This is a genomic window from Collinsella sp. CLA-ER-H4 (assembly GCF_040092395.1).
GTDB lineage: Bacteria > Actinomycetota > Coriobacteriia > Coriobacteriales > Coriobacteriaceae > Collinsella.
On the sequence record NZ_JBBNLQ010000005.1, the window covers coordinates 28,540 to 44,614 of the forward strand.

The 16,075-nt window shown below is 60.8% G+C and carries 17 protein-coding genes; 16 read left to right on the forward strand and 1 reads right to left on the reverse strand.

Annotation, left to right across the window (positions count from 1 at the left end; translation table 11 throughout):
• Window positions 1-8: 8 nt before the first annotated feature.
• The 7 genes from rplU (at window position 9) to AAAX34_RS04990 (ending at window position 4,889) form a co-directional block, all read left to right on the forward strand.
• On the forward strand, window positions 9-383 hold the full coding sequence (rplU, locus tag AAAX34_RS04960; RefSeq protein ID WP_035138585.1) for a 50S ribosomal protein L21: 375 nt from the start codon (window positions 9-11) through the stop codon (window positions 381-383).
• A gap of 33 nt (window positions 384-416) precedes the next feature.
• The gene (rpmA, locus tag AAAX34_RS04965) at window positions 417-674 is read left to right on the forward strand and encodes a 50S ribosomal protein L27 (RefSeq protein ID WP_006236075.1); all 258 of its coding nucleotides are present in this window, start codon (window positions 417-419) and stop codon (window positions 672-674) included.
• An 85-nt stretch (window positions 675-759) separates the two neighbouring features.
• Window positions 760-2,226, forward strand: coding sequence for a GTPase ObgE (obgE, locus tag AAAX34_RS04970; protein ID WP_271736511.1), 1,467 nt, complete (start codon window positions 760-762; stop codon window positions 2,224-2,226).
• A 3-nt stretch (window positions 2,227-2,229) separates the two neighbouring features.
• Window positions 2,230-2,907 (forward strand): nicotinate-nucleotide adenylyltransferase, encoded by a 678-nt coding sequence (gene nadD / locus AAAX34_RS04975; RefSeq protein WP_055285119.1) that lies wholly within the window; start codon window positions 2,230-2,232, stop codon window positions 2,905-2,907.
• Between the two features lie 87 nt (window positions 2,908-2,994).
• Window positions 2,995-3,528, forward strand: a complete 534-nt coding sequence (yqeK, locus tag AAAX34_RS04980) for a bis(5'-nucleosyl)-tetraphosphatase (symmetrical) YqeK (RefSeq protein WP_349110326.1) — start codon at window positions 2,995-2,997, stop codon at window positions 3,526-3,528.
• Between the two features lie 27 nt (window positions 3,529-3,555).
• On the forward strand, window positions 3,556-4,011 hold the full coding sequence (gene rsfS / locus AAAX34_RS04985) for a ribosome silencing factor (RefSeq protein WP_022094751.1): 456 nt from the start codon (window positions 3,556-3,558) through the stop codon (window positions 4,009-4,011).
• Window positions 4,012-4,148: 137 nt separating this feature from the next.
• Window positions 4,149-4,889, forward strand: coding sequence for a transposase (locus tag AAAX34_RS04990; protein WP_040359946.1), 741 nt, complete (start codon window positions 4,149-4,151; stop codon window positions 4,887-4,889).
• A 72-nt stretch (window positions 4,890-4,961) separates the two neighbouring features.
• On the opposite strand, the gene dinB is transcribed toward AAAX34_RS04990, so the two are convergent.
• A complete protein-coding gene (gene dinB / locus AAAX34_RS04995) occupies window positions 4,962-6,215 on the reverse strand; it encodes a DNA polymerase IV (RefSeq protein ID WP_349110267.1) in 1,254 nt (417 codons plus the stop codon).
• Between the two features lie 201 nt (window positions 6,216-6,416).
• Between dinB and rpsP the strand changes: the two genes are divergently transcribed.
• The 9 genes from rpsP to ppdK all read left to right on the forward strand — a co-directional run bounded on the left by rpsP (window position 6,417) and on the right by ppdK (window position 15,880).
• Window positions 6,417-6,758: a 30S ribosomal protein S16 gene (gene rpsP, locus AAAX34_RS05000; protein WP_022094749.1), complete on the forward strand. Its 342-nt coding sequence runs from the start codon at window positions 6,417-6,419 to the stop codon at window positions 6,756-6,758.
• Window positions 6,759-6,800: 42 nt separating this feature from the next.
• Window positions 6,801-7,046, forward strand: a complete 246-nt coding sequence (locus AAAX34_RS05005; protein WP_171021534.1) for a KH domain-containing protein — start codon at window positions 6,801-6,803, stop codon at window positions 7,044-7,046.
• A 34-nt stretch (window positions 7,047-7,080) separates the two neighbouring features.
• Entirely contained in the window at window positions 7,081-7,572 is a 492-nt protein-coding gene (rimM, locus tag AAAX34_RS05010) for a ribosome maturation factor RimM (protein WP_226812527.1), read from the forward strand.
• Window positions 7,573-7,582: 10 nt separating this feature from the next.
• Entirely contained in the window at window positions 7,583-8,341 is a 759-nt protein-coding gene (gene trmD / locus AAAX34_RS05015) for a tRNA (guanosine(37)-N1)-methyltransferase TrmD (RefSeq protein WP_055285126.1), read from the forward strand.
• A 2-nt stretch (window positions 8,342-8,343) separates the two neighbouring features.
• Complete coding sequence (gene lepB / locus AAAX34_RS05020; protein WP_349110269.1) at window positions 8,344-8,907, forward strand: signal peptidase I; 564 nt, start codon at window positions 8,344-8,346, stop codon at window positions 8,905-8,907.
• A gap of 59 nt (window positions 8,908-8,966) precedes the next feature.
• A complete protein-coding gene (locus AAAX34_RS05025; protein WP_006236091.1) occupies window positions 8,967-9,878 on the forward strand; it encodes a glycine--tRNA ligase subunit alpha in 912 nt (303 codons plus the stop codon).
• Between the two features lie 3 nt (window positions 9,879-9,881).
• Complete coding sequence (glyS, locus tag AAAX34_RS05030) at window positions 9,882-11,978, forward strand: glycine--tRNA ligase subunit beta (RefSeq protein ID WP_138374989.1); 2,097 nt, start codon at window positions 9,882-9,884, stop codon at window positions 11,976-11,978.
• Window positions 11,979-12,012: 34 nt separating this feature from the next.
• Window positions 12,013-12,879 (forward strand): pyruvate, water dikinase regulatory protein, encoded by an 867-nt coding sequence (locus AAAX34_RS05035; RefSeq protein WP_195644955.1) that lies wholly within the window; start codon window positions 12,013-12,015, stop codon window positions 12,877-12,879.
• Window positions 12,880-13,129: 250 nt separating this feature from the next.
• Window positions 13,130-15,880, forward strand: coding sequence for a pyruvate, phosphate dikinase (gene ppdK / locus AAAX34_RS05040; RefSeq protein WP_349110271.1), 2,751 nt, complete (start codon window positions 13,130-13,132; stop codon window positions 15,878-15,880).
• The last annotated feature ends 195 nt before the right edge of the window (window positions 15,881-16,075 follow it).

The window sequence follows — 16,075 nt, forward strand, 5'->3', positions numbered from 1 at the left end:
AAGTAAACATGTACGCAATCGTTAACACGGGCGGCAAGCAGTACAAGGTCGCCACCGACGATGTCATCACCGTCGAGAAGATCGAGGGCAATGAGGGCGACAAGGTCACCCTGCCGGTTATCTTCCTCAACGATGGTAAGAAGATCGTCACCGATCCCGACAAGCTGGCCAAGGCCAAGGTTACCGCTCAGATCGTTGAGCAGTTCAAGGGCGAGAAGCAGCTGGTCTTCAAGTTCCACAAGCGCAAGCGCTATCGTCGTCTGAAGGGTCACCGTCAGCAGCTCACCAAGCTGAAGATCGTGAAGGTTCAGGCTACCTCCCGCGCCAAGAAGGCTGTCAAGGCAGAGGCTGAGGCTGTTGCCGAGGCTCCCGTCGCCGAGTAGATTACACTCGTAACGAAAGAGTAGGTATACACAATGGCACACAAAAAAGGACTCGGTTCCTCCCGTAATGGCCGTGACTCCCGCGGTCAGCGCCTTGGCACGAAGCGCTATGCCGGCCAGACGGTAACCACGGGCACGATTCTCGTCCGTCAGCACGGCACGCACATCCACCCGGGTGAGAACGTTGGCCGTGGTAAGGACGACACGCTGTTCGCGCTGGTCGACGGTACCGTTGAGTTCCACAAGGGTATCAAGCACAGGGTCAGCGTACGCCCGCTCGCGAACGCGTAATTCACCCTTCATAGAGCACATATGTGGGAGGCACTTGAGTTTTAGGATTCAAGGGTCTCCCTCTTTTTTGTAGGAGGCGATTCTGTTGTCACAGTTCACCGATATCAGCCGCATTAACGTGTGCGGCGGCGACGGCGGAGCCGGATGCATGTCGTTTAGGCGCGAGGCATTTGTCCCCAAGGGCGGCCCCGATGGCGGCGACGGCGGTCGTGGCGGCAATGTCGTCATCCAGGCCGATGCTCAGCTGTCTTCGCTGATCGATTACCGCTTTAAGCATCACTTTCGCGCCGAGCGCGGCACGCACGGGCAGGGTGCCCGTCGTAACGGCAAGAGCGGCGAGGACCTGATTCTCAAGGTCCCTATGGGTACCGTGGTGCGCGAGCTCGACCCCGAGACGCAGACCCCGATGTTCGAGATTGCCGATCTGGTGCATGATGGCGAGCGCGTTGTCGTGGCCCCTGGTGGCGCCGGTGGTCTCGGCAATACGCACTTTGTGACGTCGGTGCGCCGCGCGCCCGCGTTCGCCCAGCTGGGCGAGCCGGCCGAGGAGCACTGGATTGAGCTCGAGATGAAGCTCATGGCCGATGCCGCGCTCGTGGGCTTCCCCTCGGTGGGTAAGTCATCTCTCATCGCGCGCATGAGTGCCGCCCGCCCCAAGATCGCCGACTACCCGTTTACCACGCTCGTGCCGAATCTCGGCATGGTGCGTGCCGGCGAATATTCTTACGTCGTTGCCGACGTTCCCGGTTTGATCGAGGGCGCGAGCGAGGGCAAGGGCCTGGGTCACCAGTTCCTGCGCCACATTGAGCGTACGGCTCTGATCATGCATGTCGTCGACATGACGGGTGGTTTTGAGGATCGCGATCCGGTCGAGGATTATCGCATCATCAACCGCGAGCTCGAGCAGTATGGCGCCGAGCTTTCGGAGCGTCCGCAGATCGTTGTTGCCAACAAGTGCGACGCGCCGGGTACGGCCGATAAGATTGCCGACCTCAAGCGCGCAGCGCTCGACGATGGACATATGTTCTTTGCCGTGTCTGCCGTGACGGGCGCCGGCCTCAACACGCTGATGCTTGCCGTGGGCGAGCAGGTGGCTAAGCTGCGCGCCGAGTTGGCTGTCTCCGATGAGCCGGTCGTTCTGCGCGACGATGAATGGGAGCGCCGCCGCCTGCAGCGCGAGAAGCGTTTCCGCATTGTCCAGGAAGAGCCCGGTGCCTTCCGCGTGGTCGGTCGTGCCATTGAGCGCATGGTCATTCAGACCGACTGGGAAAACGAGGAAGCCGTCATTTACCTGCAGCATAAGTTTGCGCGTATGGGTGTTGACGATGCGCTCGAGAAGGCCGGTTGCCGTGCGGGCGACGAGGTTCGCATTTGCCAGCGCGCCTTTGACTTTGAGGGCGCCGAGGACTTCTCGGAGTACGAGGAGCTCGAGGATGCTGGCGAGGACGTTGCCGTTGAGGCCATTGACGTGACCGATGCTGCGGATGAGGGCGTCGAGGTTGTTGATGCGGCGGATGCCGCGGACGATACCGAGACACCGGAGGGCGAGTAAGCCATGTCGCTGCGCGGTGGAATCGGTTTGCCCGAGCTTCCTCTAGAGGACGGGCAGGAGTTTAGGCTCGGTATTATGGGTGGCACCTTTGATCCCATCCATTACGGGCACCTGGTGACCGCCGAGCAGGCGCGCGAGTCGCTCGACTTGGACGCTGTGCTCTTTATGCCGGCGGGCTCTCCTGCCTTTAAGCTTGACAAGCCGGTGACGCCTGCCGAGGACCGTTATGCCATGACGGTCCTCGCCACCGCTGCGAACCCGGCCTTTTTGGCGAGCCGGTTCGAGATCGACCGCCCGGGCGTAACCTATACGGCCGATACGCTTCATGCCCTTCGCGACTTTTACCCGCCGCAGGTAAAGCTCTACTTTATTACGGGCGCCGACGCGATTATCGATATTGTGACCTGGCATGATGCCGAACGAATCGCTGAGCTTGCTACCTTTATTGCGGCGACACGACCGGGCTTTGATATCGATACGGCGCGTGCCCGAATCAAAGAGTCGGGGCTGCCGTTCGACGTGCGCTATATTCAGATTCCGGCGCTGGCGATCAGCTCGACGAACATTCGTAAGCGAGTTGCCCGCGGCATGAGCGTGCGCTATCTTACGAGCGAGTCCGTGCTCGGCTACATTCGCAAACGCAGGCTATATGCCGATTTGGGCCAAGAAGATTTTGAGTGATGGGGGTCTACGTTGTCGGTAGAGGATCAGTTTGAGGGCGATGAGCGCGCGCTGCTCAAGCGCATTCAAGAGCTGCTCGATGTTCGCATGAAGGATAAGCGCAAGCGCTATGTGCATTCGCTGGGTGTTGCCGAGACCGCACTTCATCTGGCCGAGGTCTACGGCGTTGACCGCTTTGATGCCGCTGCCGCCGGCCTGATCCATGACTGGGACAAAGTGCTCTCCGACGACGAGCTCGTGGCCCGCGCGCTTCACTATGGCATCAAGGTTGCCGGCTCTCCTTCTGCCGCGACGCCGCTTTTGCATGGCCCTGTTGCCGCCTATGAGCTTCCGCAGCTTTTTCCCGAGCTGTCGCCGGCGGTCTTTCAGGCTGTCGACCGTCACACCGTGGGCGCTTGCGACATGACGCCGCTCGATATGGTCGTCTTTGTGGCCGATGCCATCGAGCCCAACCGCCACGGCGATTATGCCCATTCGCTGCGCAAGATGGTGGGGGAGTCGACGCTCGATGAGTTGTTCTTCTCCTGTTTTGCGCAGGGTCTGGTCTATGTGATCCGGTCCGGGCGCTATCTTTATCCCACGGCTATTACCATTTACAACCATTACGCCCAGCTGCGCTAGCTCGGGCTGTCTAGAAAGAGGTATTCCATGGCCGACGAGACCATGACCGACGAGCAGATTCTTGAAGGCGTGGAGCACAAGAGCTTCGCTGCCACGTCCGACCGCACCGCCGCCTCGCTGTCCGCGAGCGGTGTCGCCGCCGAGGATGTCGCCCGCGCCGCCGCTCAGGCCGCCTACGACAAGAAGGGCGAGGACGTTCAGGTGCTCGACCTGACCGAGCTTTCCGACGTATGCGACTACTTTGTGCTTGCCACCGGTACCAACAACCGCCAGGTCGATTCTATCGTCGACGAGATCGAGGAGAAGGTCGCCGAGGCTTGCGGCGAGCACCCGTTCTCCATCGAGGGTCGCGAGCAGAAGACCTGGATGCTCATGGACTACGGTTCGGTTGTCGTCCACGTCTTCACTCCCGAAGCCCGCGACTTCTACCGCCTCGAGAAACTCTGGGGAGACGCCCCCCAGCTCCCCCTCAACCTCCTCTAAATGATTTTTCTGGGACGGGGATAAAATAATCATTGCTACCGTTTGCCGAACCGCTCACCTTTGTTGGGCGGTTCGGCCCTTTTCTTCCTTTCCTTTTGTATGCTGTGACTACTGCATCCTTGGAAGGGAGGGTTTCGATGACTCGTGTTGCCCGTGCGTTGTCCGAACTCGGCCATTATCACGTCATGCTCAAGGGCTGTGCTGGCCAGCTGATCTTCGAAGACGATGACGATCGCCTTTATTTTCTCAATCTATTGAACAGACGATTTACGTCCGCTCATATTCGTCTTCTTGCCTGGTGCCTCATGGACAATCATGTTCACCTGCTATTTGATGATCTCGATAATCAGATGAGCGTTGCTATGCATGCGATTGATACGGCATATGCGAAACACTTCAATCAAAAAACCGGCCGCCGCGGACCGGTGTTCCAGGAACGATTCAAGAGTGTGATCATTTCTGACGACAAACAGCTGCTCCGTTGCGTCCGATACATACACGATAATCCTGCAAAAGCAGGTATTTCTTCTGCTCCTCTGTATCGCTGGAGCAGCTTCCATGAGTATTTCTCTCATCCCGAAATTTGTGATTGTGAAGGTATTCTCAATCTGTTTGGGGGTACGGAAGCGTTTTATCTTTCGAGTACCGACGGCAAGCCTAATCCCTATTTTATGCCCGAAGGTAAGCATATCTCCGATATGGATGCGCTGGAAGTTGCCCGGGCTCTTTTGGCTCCGCATGAGCCTTATCAGCTTAAAACTTTGCCGAAATCAGAGCGAAATCGTCTTCTGGCAGTGTTGAGGCATCGGGGGTTTACGATTGACCAGATTTCGCGTCTGACGGGAATTGGGACCAATATCATTCAAAGGGCGAAATGACGCTCCAAATGATTAAAAAATCCCCGTCCTAGAATAATCATTCGCAGCTGCCCGGCTTTTTTGCCTTAGGGACTAATCGTTGAAGCGGGATTGGCGGCCGAAGGATAGGGCGGTGTCGCCGAATTTGTCTCGGACGGCGTCGATAGCGACCGAGAGATCGCGACGGTCGCTGGATTGGGCTCCGCGATCATCGACTTCGCAGAACAGGTCGGTCTGGATGCCGCCTTGGTGGTCGAAGTCGCTCATGCCGATGCCCGCTAAGCGAACATGCATGCCTTCCTGCCAGATGTTGTCGAGCAGTTCGAGTGCAACCGCCACGAAGATGTTCTCATCGTCGGTCGGATGAGGCAGCCGGCGCTGTGCCGTACGCCCGCTGCCATACGAATACTTAAGCTTGAGCGTTACCGTGGCGCCCGTCAGCCCCTGACGGCGCAGGCGGCGTCCCACTGACTCTCCCAACAGCGCAATTGCCGCCTCAATATCCCCACGCTCAGTCAGATCTTTAGCAAAGGTGCGTTCATTGCTGACCGACTTGACCTCTCGCTCTTCATCGAGGCTCGTGACTTCGGAGATTTCGAGTCCCAGCGCACGCTGGCGCATGCGTTCGCCGTTGACGCCAAAAATAGAGGCCAAGGTGGATTCCGGTGCACGTGATAGCTCGCCGAGGGTGTAGATGCGCATGCGGTGCAGTCGCTCCTCGGCCGAGCGCCCGATGCCGCTCATGGCAGATACCGGCAGTGCGGCCAAAAAGCGCTGCTCGGTTCCGGGGCGCACGATGGTCAGCCCAAACGGCTTATCCCGCTCGCTTGCGATCTTTGTGACCGTCTTGTTGCAGCCCACGCCAATGGAGCACGTCACTCCCAGCGCTGCCACGCGGTCGCTTATACGCCGCGCAACCAGCATCGGGTCTTCGGGCGCAAAGCGGCCCGGTGTGATATCGATAAAGGCTTCGTCGATGGATACGCGCTCAACGCGCGGGGTCTCGTCGGCGAGAATCGCCATGACCTGCGCGCTCACCTCGCGGTAGCGATCAAAGTGCCCATGCGTCCAAATGGCTTGCGGGCATAAGCGCCGCGCCTCGGCCGAGGCCATGGCAGAGTGCACGCCAAAGCGACGTGCCTCATACGAACACGTGGACACGACGCCACGCGAATCGGCGTCTCCGCCCACGATGAGCGGCTTTCCTCGCCATTCGGGATGATCGAGCATCTCCACGCTCGCAAAAAACGCATCGAGGTCCATGAGGCCCACCGCCGGACCCGTCCAGGGAGGCGGCGTGACGCCCGTGGCATCCTCATAACCGTATGTATGTTCGCGTCTTTCCATGTCATGAGTATACCGCGCAGCTCATGTGGGGTGCGTGTATGTGCTTGCAAATCCCGAATTCTTGTCTAAGATATGGATTTGCCCTCGACTACACCGAAGAAGTTGGTCTCACGGACTTCACCTGCCCGCGTCGATGGCGTATTATGTTCAACTGTTTGTTTGTAGTTGCAGCCTAAAGCTGCTTGGTTGGAGGAGTTTCCTTTGGCAGTCAAGATTCGCCTTGCTCGTCACGGCGCTAAGAAGCGTCCGTACTACCGTGTCGTCGTCGCCGATTCCCGCGCCCCGCGTGACGGTCGTATCATCGAGGAGGTTGGCCGCTACAACCCGATGACCGCCCCCAAGACCATCAACCTCGACCTCGAGAAGATCGCCGACTGGCAGTCCAAGGGCGCTCAGCTCACCGACGCCGTCGCCGCTCTGGTCAAGGCCGCCAACGAGGGCGAGAAGACTGAGACCGTCGTCAAGAAGTCCAAGAAGCAGCTCGCCAAAGAGGCCGAGGCCGCTAAGGCTGCCGCTGAGGCCGCTGAGGGTGCCGAGGAGTAAATCGTGCCTGAGGTTGACGCTGCACAGCTCGAGGGTGAGGCAATGCTCTCAGATCGCATCGCCGATCTCGTCGAATATCTCGTTGTTCAGATCGTCGACGACCCGGATTCCGTGAGCCTTGAGGTCATCGATGGTGACGACGCCTCTACGATTGAGGTTTCGGTCGCCGAGGATGATGTCGCTAAGGTCATCGGCCGTCGTGGCCGTACCATCAAGGCCATTCGCACGCTCGCCCGTGCACTGGCCGCTCGCCTCGACACTGCTGTCGAGGTAGAGGTTCTGGGCTAGGACCTTGAGGTCCCAGTACAAAAACATCGCCCGTGTGGTCAAGCCGCACGGAAGGAAGGGGGAGGTCCTCGCGCAGCCGCTGCGGGGGCTTCCTTCTGTATTAGAGCCGGGTATGCGCGTCGCCCTGACGCCGCCGGCGCTCAAGCGCGACCGCTTTTGCACGGTCGTGTCCGTCACCGATACGGGCGATGGCGATCTGGTCTCGTTTGAGGGCATTGACGACTTGACGGCCGCCGAGGGCATCACGGGATGCTACGTGCTGGCAAATCGTGACGACTTTGAGCTCGATTCGCTCGACGCTGCCTATACCGACCTGATGGGTCGCGAGGTGGTCGACGAGCGCTTCGGTTCGCTCGGCACGATCGTCGAGATCATGTCGACGCCCGCTAACGATGTTTGGGTTGTCGAGGGCGATCGGTACGGCGAGGTACTGATTCCCGTGATCGAGCAGGTCGTGCTCGATCTTCCCGACACAGGAACAATTTCCGTCCATGTTATGGACGGCCTGATCGATATGGACAAGTAGGGAGGACAACATGCTGATCGAGACCCTTTCGGTCTTTCCCGAGATGTTTGAGCCCGTCATGTCCACATCGATTTTGGGCCGCGCCCGCAAGGCCGGCCTTTTTGATTTTAAGGCGTATAACCTGCGCGACTGGACGCACGACCGCCATCGTACCGTCGATGACGAGCCGTACGGCGGCGGGCAGGGCATGCTCATGAAGGTCGAGCCTATCGCAGAGGCCATCGAGGCCATTAGCGCAGAGGGTCCCAAGCCCACGGTTGTGTTCTTCACCCCCTGTGGCGAGCCCTTTACGCAGCATGTGGCCGAGCGCCTGCTCAAAAGTGAGCGCCTGCTGTTTGTGTGCAGTCGCTACGAGGGCGTCGACGAGCGCGCGTATGCGTATGCCGATGAGCGTCTGTCGATCGGCGACTACGTGCTTACGGGCGGCGAGCTTCCCGCTATGGTCGTTGCCGATGCCGTCGTACGCCTGATTCCCGGCGCCCTGGGCGACGAGATGAGCAACGTGGACGAGTCGTTCTCGACCGCCGAGGATGGAGGCCTGCTCGAGTACGCGCAGTACACCCGTCCTGCCGAGTTCAACGGCGAGGGCGTGCCTCCGGTGCTTGTGAGCGGCGATCATGCTAAGGTCGATGCGTGGCGTCGTAAGAACGCCATCGAGCGCACCTGTCGTTGGCGTCCCGATCTGATTGAGACGGCGCGGCTCACGCCCGAGGAGCGCGCTTACGCGCAGGAGATTCTGGACGCTTCGTATTCGCAGAGCGAGGAGTGAGGATGGTTCCATCGCAGCATTCCGTGCTAAAGGGTGCGTTTGAGTGGATCGTGGTCGTCGCGATCGCACTGGTCGCTACCTTCTTGATTCGCTCGTTTGTGGTCGAACCCTTTGTGGTACCCACCGGTTCCATGGAGTCCACGATCGAGATTGGCGACCAGATCATGGCACAAAAGGTGAGCCTCGAGCTCGGTCAGCCCGTCAAGCAGGGCGATATCGTGGTGTTTCACAACCCCGATGGCACCTCCGAGCATGATGTTCTTGTCAAGCGTGTTATTGCCACGGCCGGGCAGACGGTCGACCTGCAGGATGGCAAGGTGGTCGTTGACGGCCAAGCGCTCGACGAGGACTATACGACGGGCATGAGCTGGCCACTTTCGGTCCAAGCGCCCGGCGCTCAGGTAAGCTATCCCTACACCGTTCCCGACGGGTGCGTGTGGGTGATGGGCGACAACCGCGAGAACTCTGCTGACTCCCGCTACTTTGGGCCGGTCGACCGCTCCGAATTGATCGCCGTGGCGCTCGTGCGTTACTGGCCGCTCAACCGTCTGGGCGCTATCGACTAAAAACCGCTATAGTACAGTACCTAACCGTGTAATCGTTTCGACGAGGGGATATTAGAGGCATGAACGCTTCATCGCTTTCCTTCCAAGACATCATCCTGCGCCTCCAGCAGTACTGGGGCGAGCAGGGCTGCGTCATCATGCAGCCCTATGACTCCGAGGTCGGTGCCGGTACCTTCCATACCGCGACCACGCTGCGCTCGCTCGGTCCCGCCGAGTGGCGCACCTGCTATGCGCAGCCTTGCCGCCGTCCCGCCGACGGCCGCTACGGCGAGAACCCCAACCGCATGCAGCACTACTATCAGTTCCAGGTGCTCATCAAGCCCTCACCGGTCAACGCCCAGGAGCTTTACCTGGGGTCTCTTGCCGCTATCGGTCTGGACCCCAACGACCATGACGTCCGCTTTGTCGAGGACGACTGGGAGAGCCCGACGCTCGGCGCCTGGGGCCTTGGCTGGGAGGTCTGGCTCAACGGCATGGAGGTCACGCAGTTTACGTACTTCCAGCAGGTAGGCGGCATCGAGGTCGACCCCGTGCCCGTCGAGATCACCTATGGCCTAGAGCGCATTGCCATGTATGCGCAGGGCGTTAACTCGGTCTACGACTTGGTGTGGAGCTACCTGCCCGACGGCACGCCCATGACCTATGGCGACGTGTTCCTCGAGAACGAGCGCGAGTTCAGTGCCTATAACTTTGAGGTCGCAAACGTCGAGATGATGCGTCAGAAGTTTGACGACTACGAGGCCGAGTGCCATTCCTGCCTGGAGCGCAAGCTGCCGCTGCCGGCATATGACTGCGTCATGAAGTGCAGCCACGCTTTCAACCTGCTCGATGCTCGCGGCGCCCTGTCCGCGGTCGAGCGTGCCAACTACATCCTGCGCGTCCGCGCCGTCGCCAAGGCGTGCTGCGAGGCCTACATGGCCGAGGTCGCCGGAGTCAACGAGAATGCCGACCAGGAAGGCGAGGTGGCGTAAGCCATGGCAGACGCTAAGGATTTCCTGTTTGAGATCGGTACGGAGGAAATGCCCTCCGCACCGCTGAACAATGCCGTCAAGCAGCTTGGCACCATGATCGCCAAGGGTCTCGACGAGGCCGGTCTGGCTCACGGCGAGGTCCGCGTGATCTCGAGCCCGCGTCGTCTTGCCGCGCTCGTGGCTAATGTCGCCACCGCGACCGATGAGGTTCACGAGGTCAAGCGCGGTCCCGCGGCAAACATTGCTTTTGATGCCGACGGCAACGCCACTAAGGCCGCCCAGGGCTTTGCCCGCAAGTGCGGTGTGGCTGCCGAGGATCTGGTCCGTCGCGAGGACACCGACGGTCGCGAGTATGTGTTCGCCGAGAAGAACATTCCCTCCGCACCGGCTACGCCGATTCTGACCGCTCTGTGCGAGAAGACTATTGCCGGCCTGCAGTGGCCCAACTATCGCTCCCAGCGCTGGGGCCACGAGCACGCGACGTTCGTGCGTCCTGTCCGCTGGATCTGCTGCCTTTTGGGCGAGGATGTTGTGCCCGTGTCGTTTGCCGACGTGACGAGTGGCAACACCACGCGCGGTCATCGCGTACTTGGCCCTGGCGACCATGTGGTTGCCAGCCCCGCTGTTTACGAGCAGGTGCTCGAGGACGCCGGTGTGCTTTCTGCCGAGCGTCGTCGTGAGGCCATCCTCGCCGGTATCGCCGAGGTCGAGGCTGCCCGTCCCGGCTGCCATGTCGATACGCCCAAGAAGGTCTTTGAGGAGGTCATTAACCTCTGCGAGTGGCCGACGGTGCTCGTCGGTACCTTCGATGAGGAGTTTCTCAAGGTCCCGCACGAGATTATCTGCGAGTCCATGCTCACCAACCAGCGCTACTTCCCGATCTATGACGGCGAGGGCAAGCTCACGCGTGAGTTCGTGGTCGTTTCCAACAGCAAGCCCGAGAATGCCGAGCGCGTGATTGACGGCAACGAGCGCGTCGTGCGCGCCCGTCTGGACGACGCCAAGTTCTTCTACGAGGAGGACCTGAAGATCTCCCTCGACGAGTTCCGCGAGCGTCTGGCCAAGGTCGCCTTCCAGGAGAAGCTCGGTAGCGTGCTCGCCAAGTCCGAGCGCATTGAGCAACTCGCGCTTGCCATCGCTCGCGAGGCCCATCTGGGCGCCCACCTGGCCGCCGACGCTGCTCGCGCCGCGCACCTGTGCAAGGCCGACCTGGTGTCTAACGCCGTCGTCGAGTTCACGAGCCAGCAGGGCGTGATGGGCGGTTACTACGCCATCGCGATGGGGGAGAACGACGAGGTCGCTCATGCTATTCGCGATCACTATCGTCCTCGCTTTGCCGGTGACGAGCTGCCCGAGGGCACCGCTGGCTGCATCGTGGCCTGTGCCGACAAGCTCGATACCATCGCCGGTATCTTTGCCATCGGCGAGCCCCCGACCGGCTCTTCGGACCCCTACGCGCTGCGTCGTGCCGCTATCGGCATCATCAACATCCTGCGCGACCGCCTGCCGATCGACCCCACGTCGCTCATCGACTTCGCCCTCGAGCTCTATAGCGAGCAGGGCATTGAGTTCGACGCCGCCGAGGTCGCCCAGCAGGTTCGTGACTTCTTCCATGGCCGCCTGGTGAGCATGGCCCGCGACGAAAAGATCCCGGCCGATACCGTTGCCGCCGTCTCCGCGGTGCACATCATCGCTCCGTCCGTCTTCTTCGCCCGCTGCGCCGCCCTCGACGAGGCCCGCAAGAACGACGCCGAGACGTTCGACAACCTTGCGACCGCCTATGCTCGCGCCGCGCATATCTCCAAGCCCGAGCTGGGCGTGGAGTACGACCGCAGACTGATGGGCGAGGTCGAGCTTGCGCTCGCCGACGCCTCCGAGGCTGCTCAGACCGCTGTCGATGCCGCCCTTGCTACCGAGGATTATCCGGCCGCATTTGCTGCCCTCGCCGCCCTGCGCGCGCCCATCGACCGTTTCTTCGACGAGGTCATGGTCATGGACAAGGACGAGCAGCTCCGCGATAATCGCCTTAAGCTGCTCAACCGCTTCGAGGCCGTTTTCTCCGGCATCGCCAACATCGGTGAGCTTGCTCGTAAAAAGTAAGCCAGCCTGCGCGTAAGCGCAAAAGGAGCCCCGCATGGATTGCCCGGTCACCGCTCGTCCCACCGTTATCGTTATCTCCGACTCGCTCGGTGATACCGCTTGTGAGGTGGTGCTTGCGGCGTCCGGGCAATTTGATGAAGGGGCTTTTCGTTTGTTGCGCCTGCCCAAGGTGACCTCGGTGGAGCAGGTGGAGTCGTTTGTGGGCCCGCGCGTCGATGCCGACCATCGCGATATTGCCGTGTTTCACACCATTGTCGATCCGGCGCTTCGCGCCCGCGTGCTCGATTACCTGGGCATGCTGCATATCCGTTCGGTCGACCTGATCGGTCCGACGCTCGCCGTGCTATCGTCGCTCATCGGTGTGCCGCCCAAAGGCGTCGCGGGCGTGATTCACAGGACCGATGACCGCTATTTCCATCGTATCGAGGCCATGGAATATTTCGTTGAGCACGATGACGGGCGCGGTTGCGACGATTTGTCGGGTGCCGATATCGTGCTGCTGGGCGTATCGCGCACGTCCAAGACGCCGCTGTCGATGTATCTGGCTTATCAGGGCTACAAGGTTGCCAATGTTCCGTTGGCCCATGGCATGGAGCCGCCGAAGTCGATTTACGAGGTCGACCCGATGCGCCTGTTCGGCCTGATTTCGACCGTCGATGTGATTTCCGAAATTCGCGATAGCCGCTTGGGCGATGACTACGCTCGTGCCGTTGCCGGCTCCTATGCCGAGCCCGAGAGCGTGCGCAGCGAGCTTGAGGAAGCTCGTGCCCTCATGAAACGCCTAGGCTGCTTTGTGGTGCGTACCGACGGCAAGGCCATCGAGGAAAGCGCTGCCGAGATCATTAGCCACTTGGAGGAAATCCAAGAAGCCCGTGCCCGCCGCGCCGCCCGTCGCACCTAATAGTAGTAGCATTTTGATAAAGCGATTTAGCAAAAACATCGCACTTGACCTGCTTTTTTATTGCAGTGGTATCTTCATAAGGTAACCACCTTTACCTACCGTTTACCGCCAGTTTTAGCACGTTTACCAAACCGCGCACCCTCTGCTCAAGCCTGCCCAAAACCCGCCGTATAGTTCCCTCACGGCCCGCATTCGGCGGGTCGATTCGTTACCACGGTCGTGCGCGAGAGCGCATGGAAGGGGAAGTATCGTGAGCGATTGCAAGAGGGTTTACCGTTTTGGAACCGACGCCCAGGGCACCTGTGTCACCGAGGGCGACAAGTCCATGAACTTCGCGCTTGGCGGCAAAGGCGCTAACCTTGCCGAGATGAGCCGTATCGGCCTGCCGGTTCCCGGTGGCTTTACTATTACCTGCCAGACTTGCGTCGAGTACTCCGGTGCCGGCAACGTGTGGCCCGAGGGTGCACTCGATGAGATCGTTGCTGCCGAGGCGGACCTCGAGGCCCGCTGCGGCAAGAAGCTCGGCGACGCCTCCGATCCGCTGCTCGTGTCGGTTCGTTCGGGCGCTCCGTTCTCCATGCCCGGCATGATGGACACGGTCCTCAACTTAGGCCTCAACGACGACTCCGTTCAGGGGCTCATCGCCCAGACGCAAAATCCGCGTTTTGCTTGGGATAGCTACCGCCGCTTTATTCAGATGTTCTCCAACGTCGTTATGGGCGTTGACGCCGACCTGTTCGAGAACGCGCTGACCCAGGCACGCCTGGTCGCCGGCGTCCGCGTCGACTCCGAGCTTTCGGCCGAGGATCTGCAGGAGCTCGTCGAGACCTTTAAGGGCATCTTCTCCGAGAACGTCGATGCCTCCCTGTATCCCGAGCTCGAGGTCGCTGACGGCAAGCCCGTTTTCCCGCACGACCCGGAGCTTCAGCTACGCCTTGCAATTCAGGCCGTCTTTGGCAGCTGGATGAACGAGCGTGCCTGCATCTACCGCAAGCAGCATGGCATTTCCGACGAACTCGGCACCGCTGTCAACGTACAGGCCATGGCCTTTGGCAACAAGGGCGAGACATCTGCGACCGGCGTTGCCTTCACGCGCAATCCGGCCGACGGCACCAAGGAGTTCTACGGTGATTTTTTGGTTAATGCCCAAGGCGAGGACGTCGTCGCCGGTATCCGCAACACCGAGCCCATCGCCGACCTCAAGACCACCCCGGGCCTTGAGTCCGCGGGCGAGGAGCTCGAGCGCGTCTTCCTGACGCTCGAGGATCACTATCGCGACATGTGCGACATTGAGTTCACCATCGAGCAGGGCAAGCTCTGGATGCTCCAGACCCGCGTGGGCAAGCGAACTGCCACCGCCGCCCTGCGCATCGCCATCGAGATGGTCGAGGAGGGTCTGATCACCCGCGATGAGGCTGTGAGCCGCATCGATCCCGCGCAGCTCGACCAGCTCCTGCACCCACAGTTCGACGCCTCCAAGAAGTACGAGGCTCTCGCCAGCGGTCTTAATGCCAGCCCCGGTGCCGCCGTGGGCGAGGTCATGTTCTCGAGCGACGACGCCGTCGCGCGCGCCAACGAGGGCCACAAGGTCATTCTGGTTCGTTGGGAGACCAACCCCGACGACCTGAAGGGCATGGTCGCCGCCGAGGGCATTCTGACCAGCCACGGTGGCAAGACGAGCCATGCCGCCGTTATCGCCCGCGGCATGGGTACGCCCTGCGTCTGCGGCGTTGAGCGCTTCCATATCGACGCCGCCGAGAAGGTCGTGCGCATCGAGGGCAGCGACCGCGTGCTGCATGAGGGCGATGTCATCTCCATCGACGGCACCCAGGGTATCGTCGTCGACGGCGCCGTTGATCTGGTTTCGGCCGAGCTCACCGGCGACCTGGACACCATCCTGTCCTGGGCCGACGAGATTCGCCTGGACGAGACCGGTGGCCACGCCAACCATGTGCGCGTCAACGCCGACAACCCCGAGGATGCCGCGCTCGCGCTCGAGTTTGGCGCCGAGGCCATCGGCCTGTGCCGCACCGAGCACATGTTCCTGGGCGACCGCAAGAACATCATCCAGAGCTTCATCCTCTCCGATGATGAGGCCGTGAAGCAGCAGGCCCTAGCGGACCTGCTTAAGGTTCAGACCGAGGACTTCCTGGCGATGTTCAAGACCATGTCCGGTCGCGACGTAGTTGTTCGCCTGCTCGATCCGCCGCTTCATGAGTTCCTGGATAATCCTCGCGAGCTCGAGGTCGCCATCACCAAGAAGGAAGCCGCTGGCGCCAGCGAGGAAGAGCTTGCCGTCCTGCGTGCCCGCCTGCGCCGTATCGATGGCATGGTCGAGTCGAACCCCATGCTCGGCCTGCGCGGCGTGCGCCTGTCCGTTGTCTTTAGCGATCTGCCACTCATGCAGGTTCGCGCCGTCGCCACGGCTGCCGCTCGCCTCATCAAGGAGGGCGTCGATCCGCGTCCCGAGATCATGGTTCCGCTCGTCTCCATCACGGCGGAGCATGTCCAGACCCGCGAGGTCATCGAGCGCGTGATCGCCGAGGTTTCCGTCGAGGAGGGCGTCGAGCTCAATATTCCCGTGGGCACGATGCTCGAGCTGCCGCGTGCCTGCATGGTTGCCGACGAGATCGCCCATCATGCTGACTTCTTCTGCTTTGGCACCAATGACCTCACCCAGACGACCTTCGGCTTCTCTCGTGACGATGCCGAGGCCAAGTTCATCCCCCTGTACATGCACAAGAAGATCTTGAAGGACAACCCCTTCGAGACCATCGACTCGGCGGTGCTGGAGCTCGTGCGCATGGCCGTCGAGAAGGGTCGCGCCACCAACCCCGACATGCACTTTGGCGTGTGCGGCGAGCACGGCGGCGACCCCAAATCCATTAAGGGCCTGTTCAACGTGGCCGATGTGGACTACGTGTCCTGCTCGCCCTATCGCGTGCCCCTCGCGCGCCTGGCGGCCGCTCAGGCCAAGCTCGAGGCGAAGCGCTCCGCCTAACGTTTTGGGTTTAGACGCCTAGCGTAGCCCCCTTCATGCCGCCCGTCTCATTCGCGAGGCGGGCGGTTATCATGTGCGGGTTTTGTCTTTTTGTCTGCGTAAAAAATTGTTCTTGCAGCAGAAACCCGCGCGTGTATACTCGAATACGTTTGTTCAACTACGTGCCGGCCAAGGTGGTACGGCACCTCTAGAAGA

Excerpts from the sequence above, each read along its gene's own strand:
- rplU (WP_035138585.1), top strand. The coding sequence starts at position 9 with ATGTACGCAATCGTTAACACGGGCGGCAAGCAGTACAAGGTCGCCACC.
- AAAX34_RS04990 (WP_040359946.1), top strand. The coding sequence starts at position 4,149 with ATGACTCGTGTTGCCCGTGCGTTGTCCGAACTCGGCCATTATCACGTC.
- AAAX34_RS05035 (WP_195644955.1), top strand. The coding sequence starts at position 12,013 with ATGGATTGCCCGGTCACCGCTCGTCCCACCGTTATCGTTATCTCCGAC.
- dinB (WP_349110267.1), bottom strand. The coding sequence starts at position 6,215 with ATGGAAAGACGCGAACATACATACGGTTATGAGGATGCCACGGGCGTC.
- AAAX34_RS05025 (WP_006236091.1), top strand. The coding sequence starts at position 8,967 with ATGAACGCTTCATCGCTTTCCTTCCAAGACATCATCCTGCGCCTCCAG.
- glyS (WP_138374989.1), top strand. The coding sequence starts at position 9,882 with ATGGCAGACGCTAAGGATTTCCTGTTTGAGATCGGTACGGAGGAAATG.
- nadD (WP_055285119.1), top strand. The coding sequence starts at position 2,230 with ATGTCGCTGCGCGGTGGAATCGGTTTGCCCGAGCTTCCTCTAGAGGAC.
- rsfS (WP_022094751.1), top strand. The coding sequence starts at position 3,556 with ATGGCCGACGAGACCATGACCGACGAGCAGATTCTTGAAGGCGTGGAG.
- yqeK (WP_349110326.1), top strand. The coding sequence starts at position 2,995 with ATGAAGGATAAGCGCAAGCGCTATGTGCATTCGCTGGGTGTTGCCGAG.
- rpmA (WP_006236075.1), top strand. The coding sequence starts at position 417 with ATGGCACACAAAAAAGGACTCGGTTCCTCCCGTAATGGCCGTGACTCC.
- lepB (WP_349110269.1), top strand. The coding sequence starts at position 8,344 with ATGGTTCCATCGCAGCATTCCGTGCTAAAGGGTGCGTTTGAGTGGATC.
- AAAX34_RS05005 (WP_171021534.1), top strand. The coding sequence starts at position 6,801 with ATGCTCTCAGATCGCATCGCCGATCTCGTCGAATATCTCGTTGTTCAG.
- trmD (WP_055285126.1), top strand. The coding sequence starts at position 7,583 with ATGCTGATCGAGACCCTTTCGGTCTTTCCCGAGATGTTTGAGCCCGTC.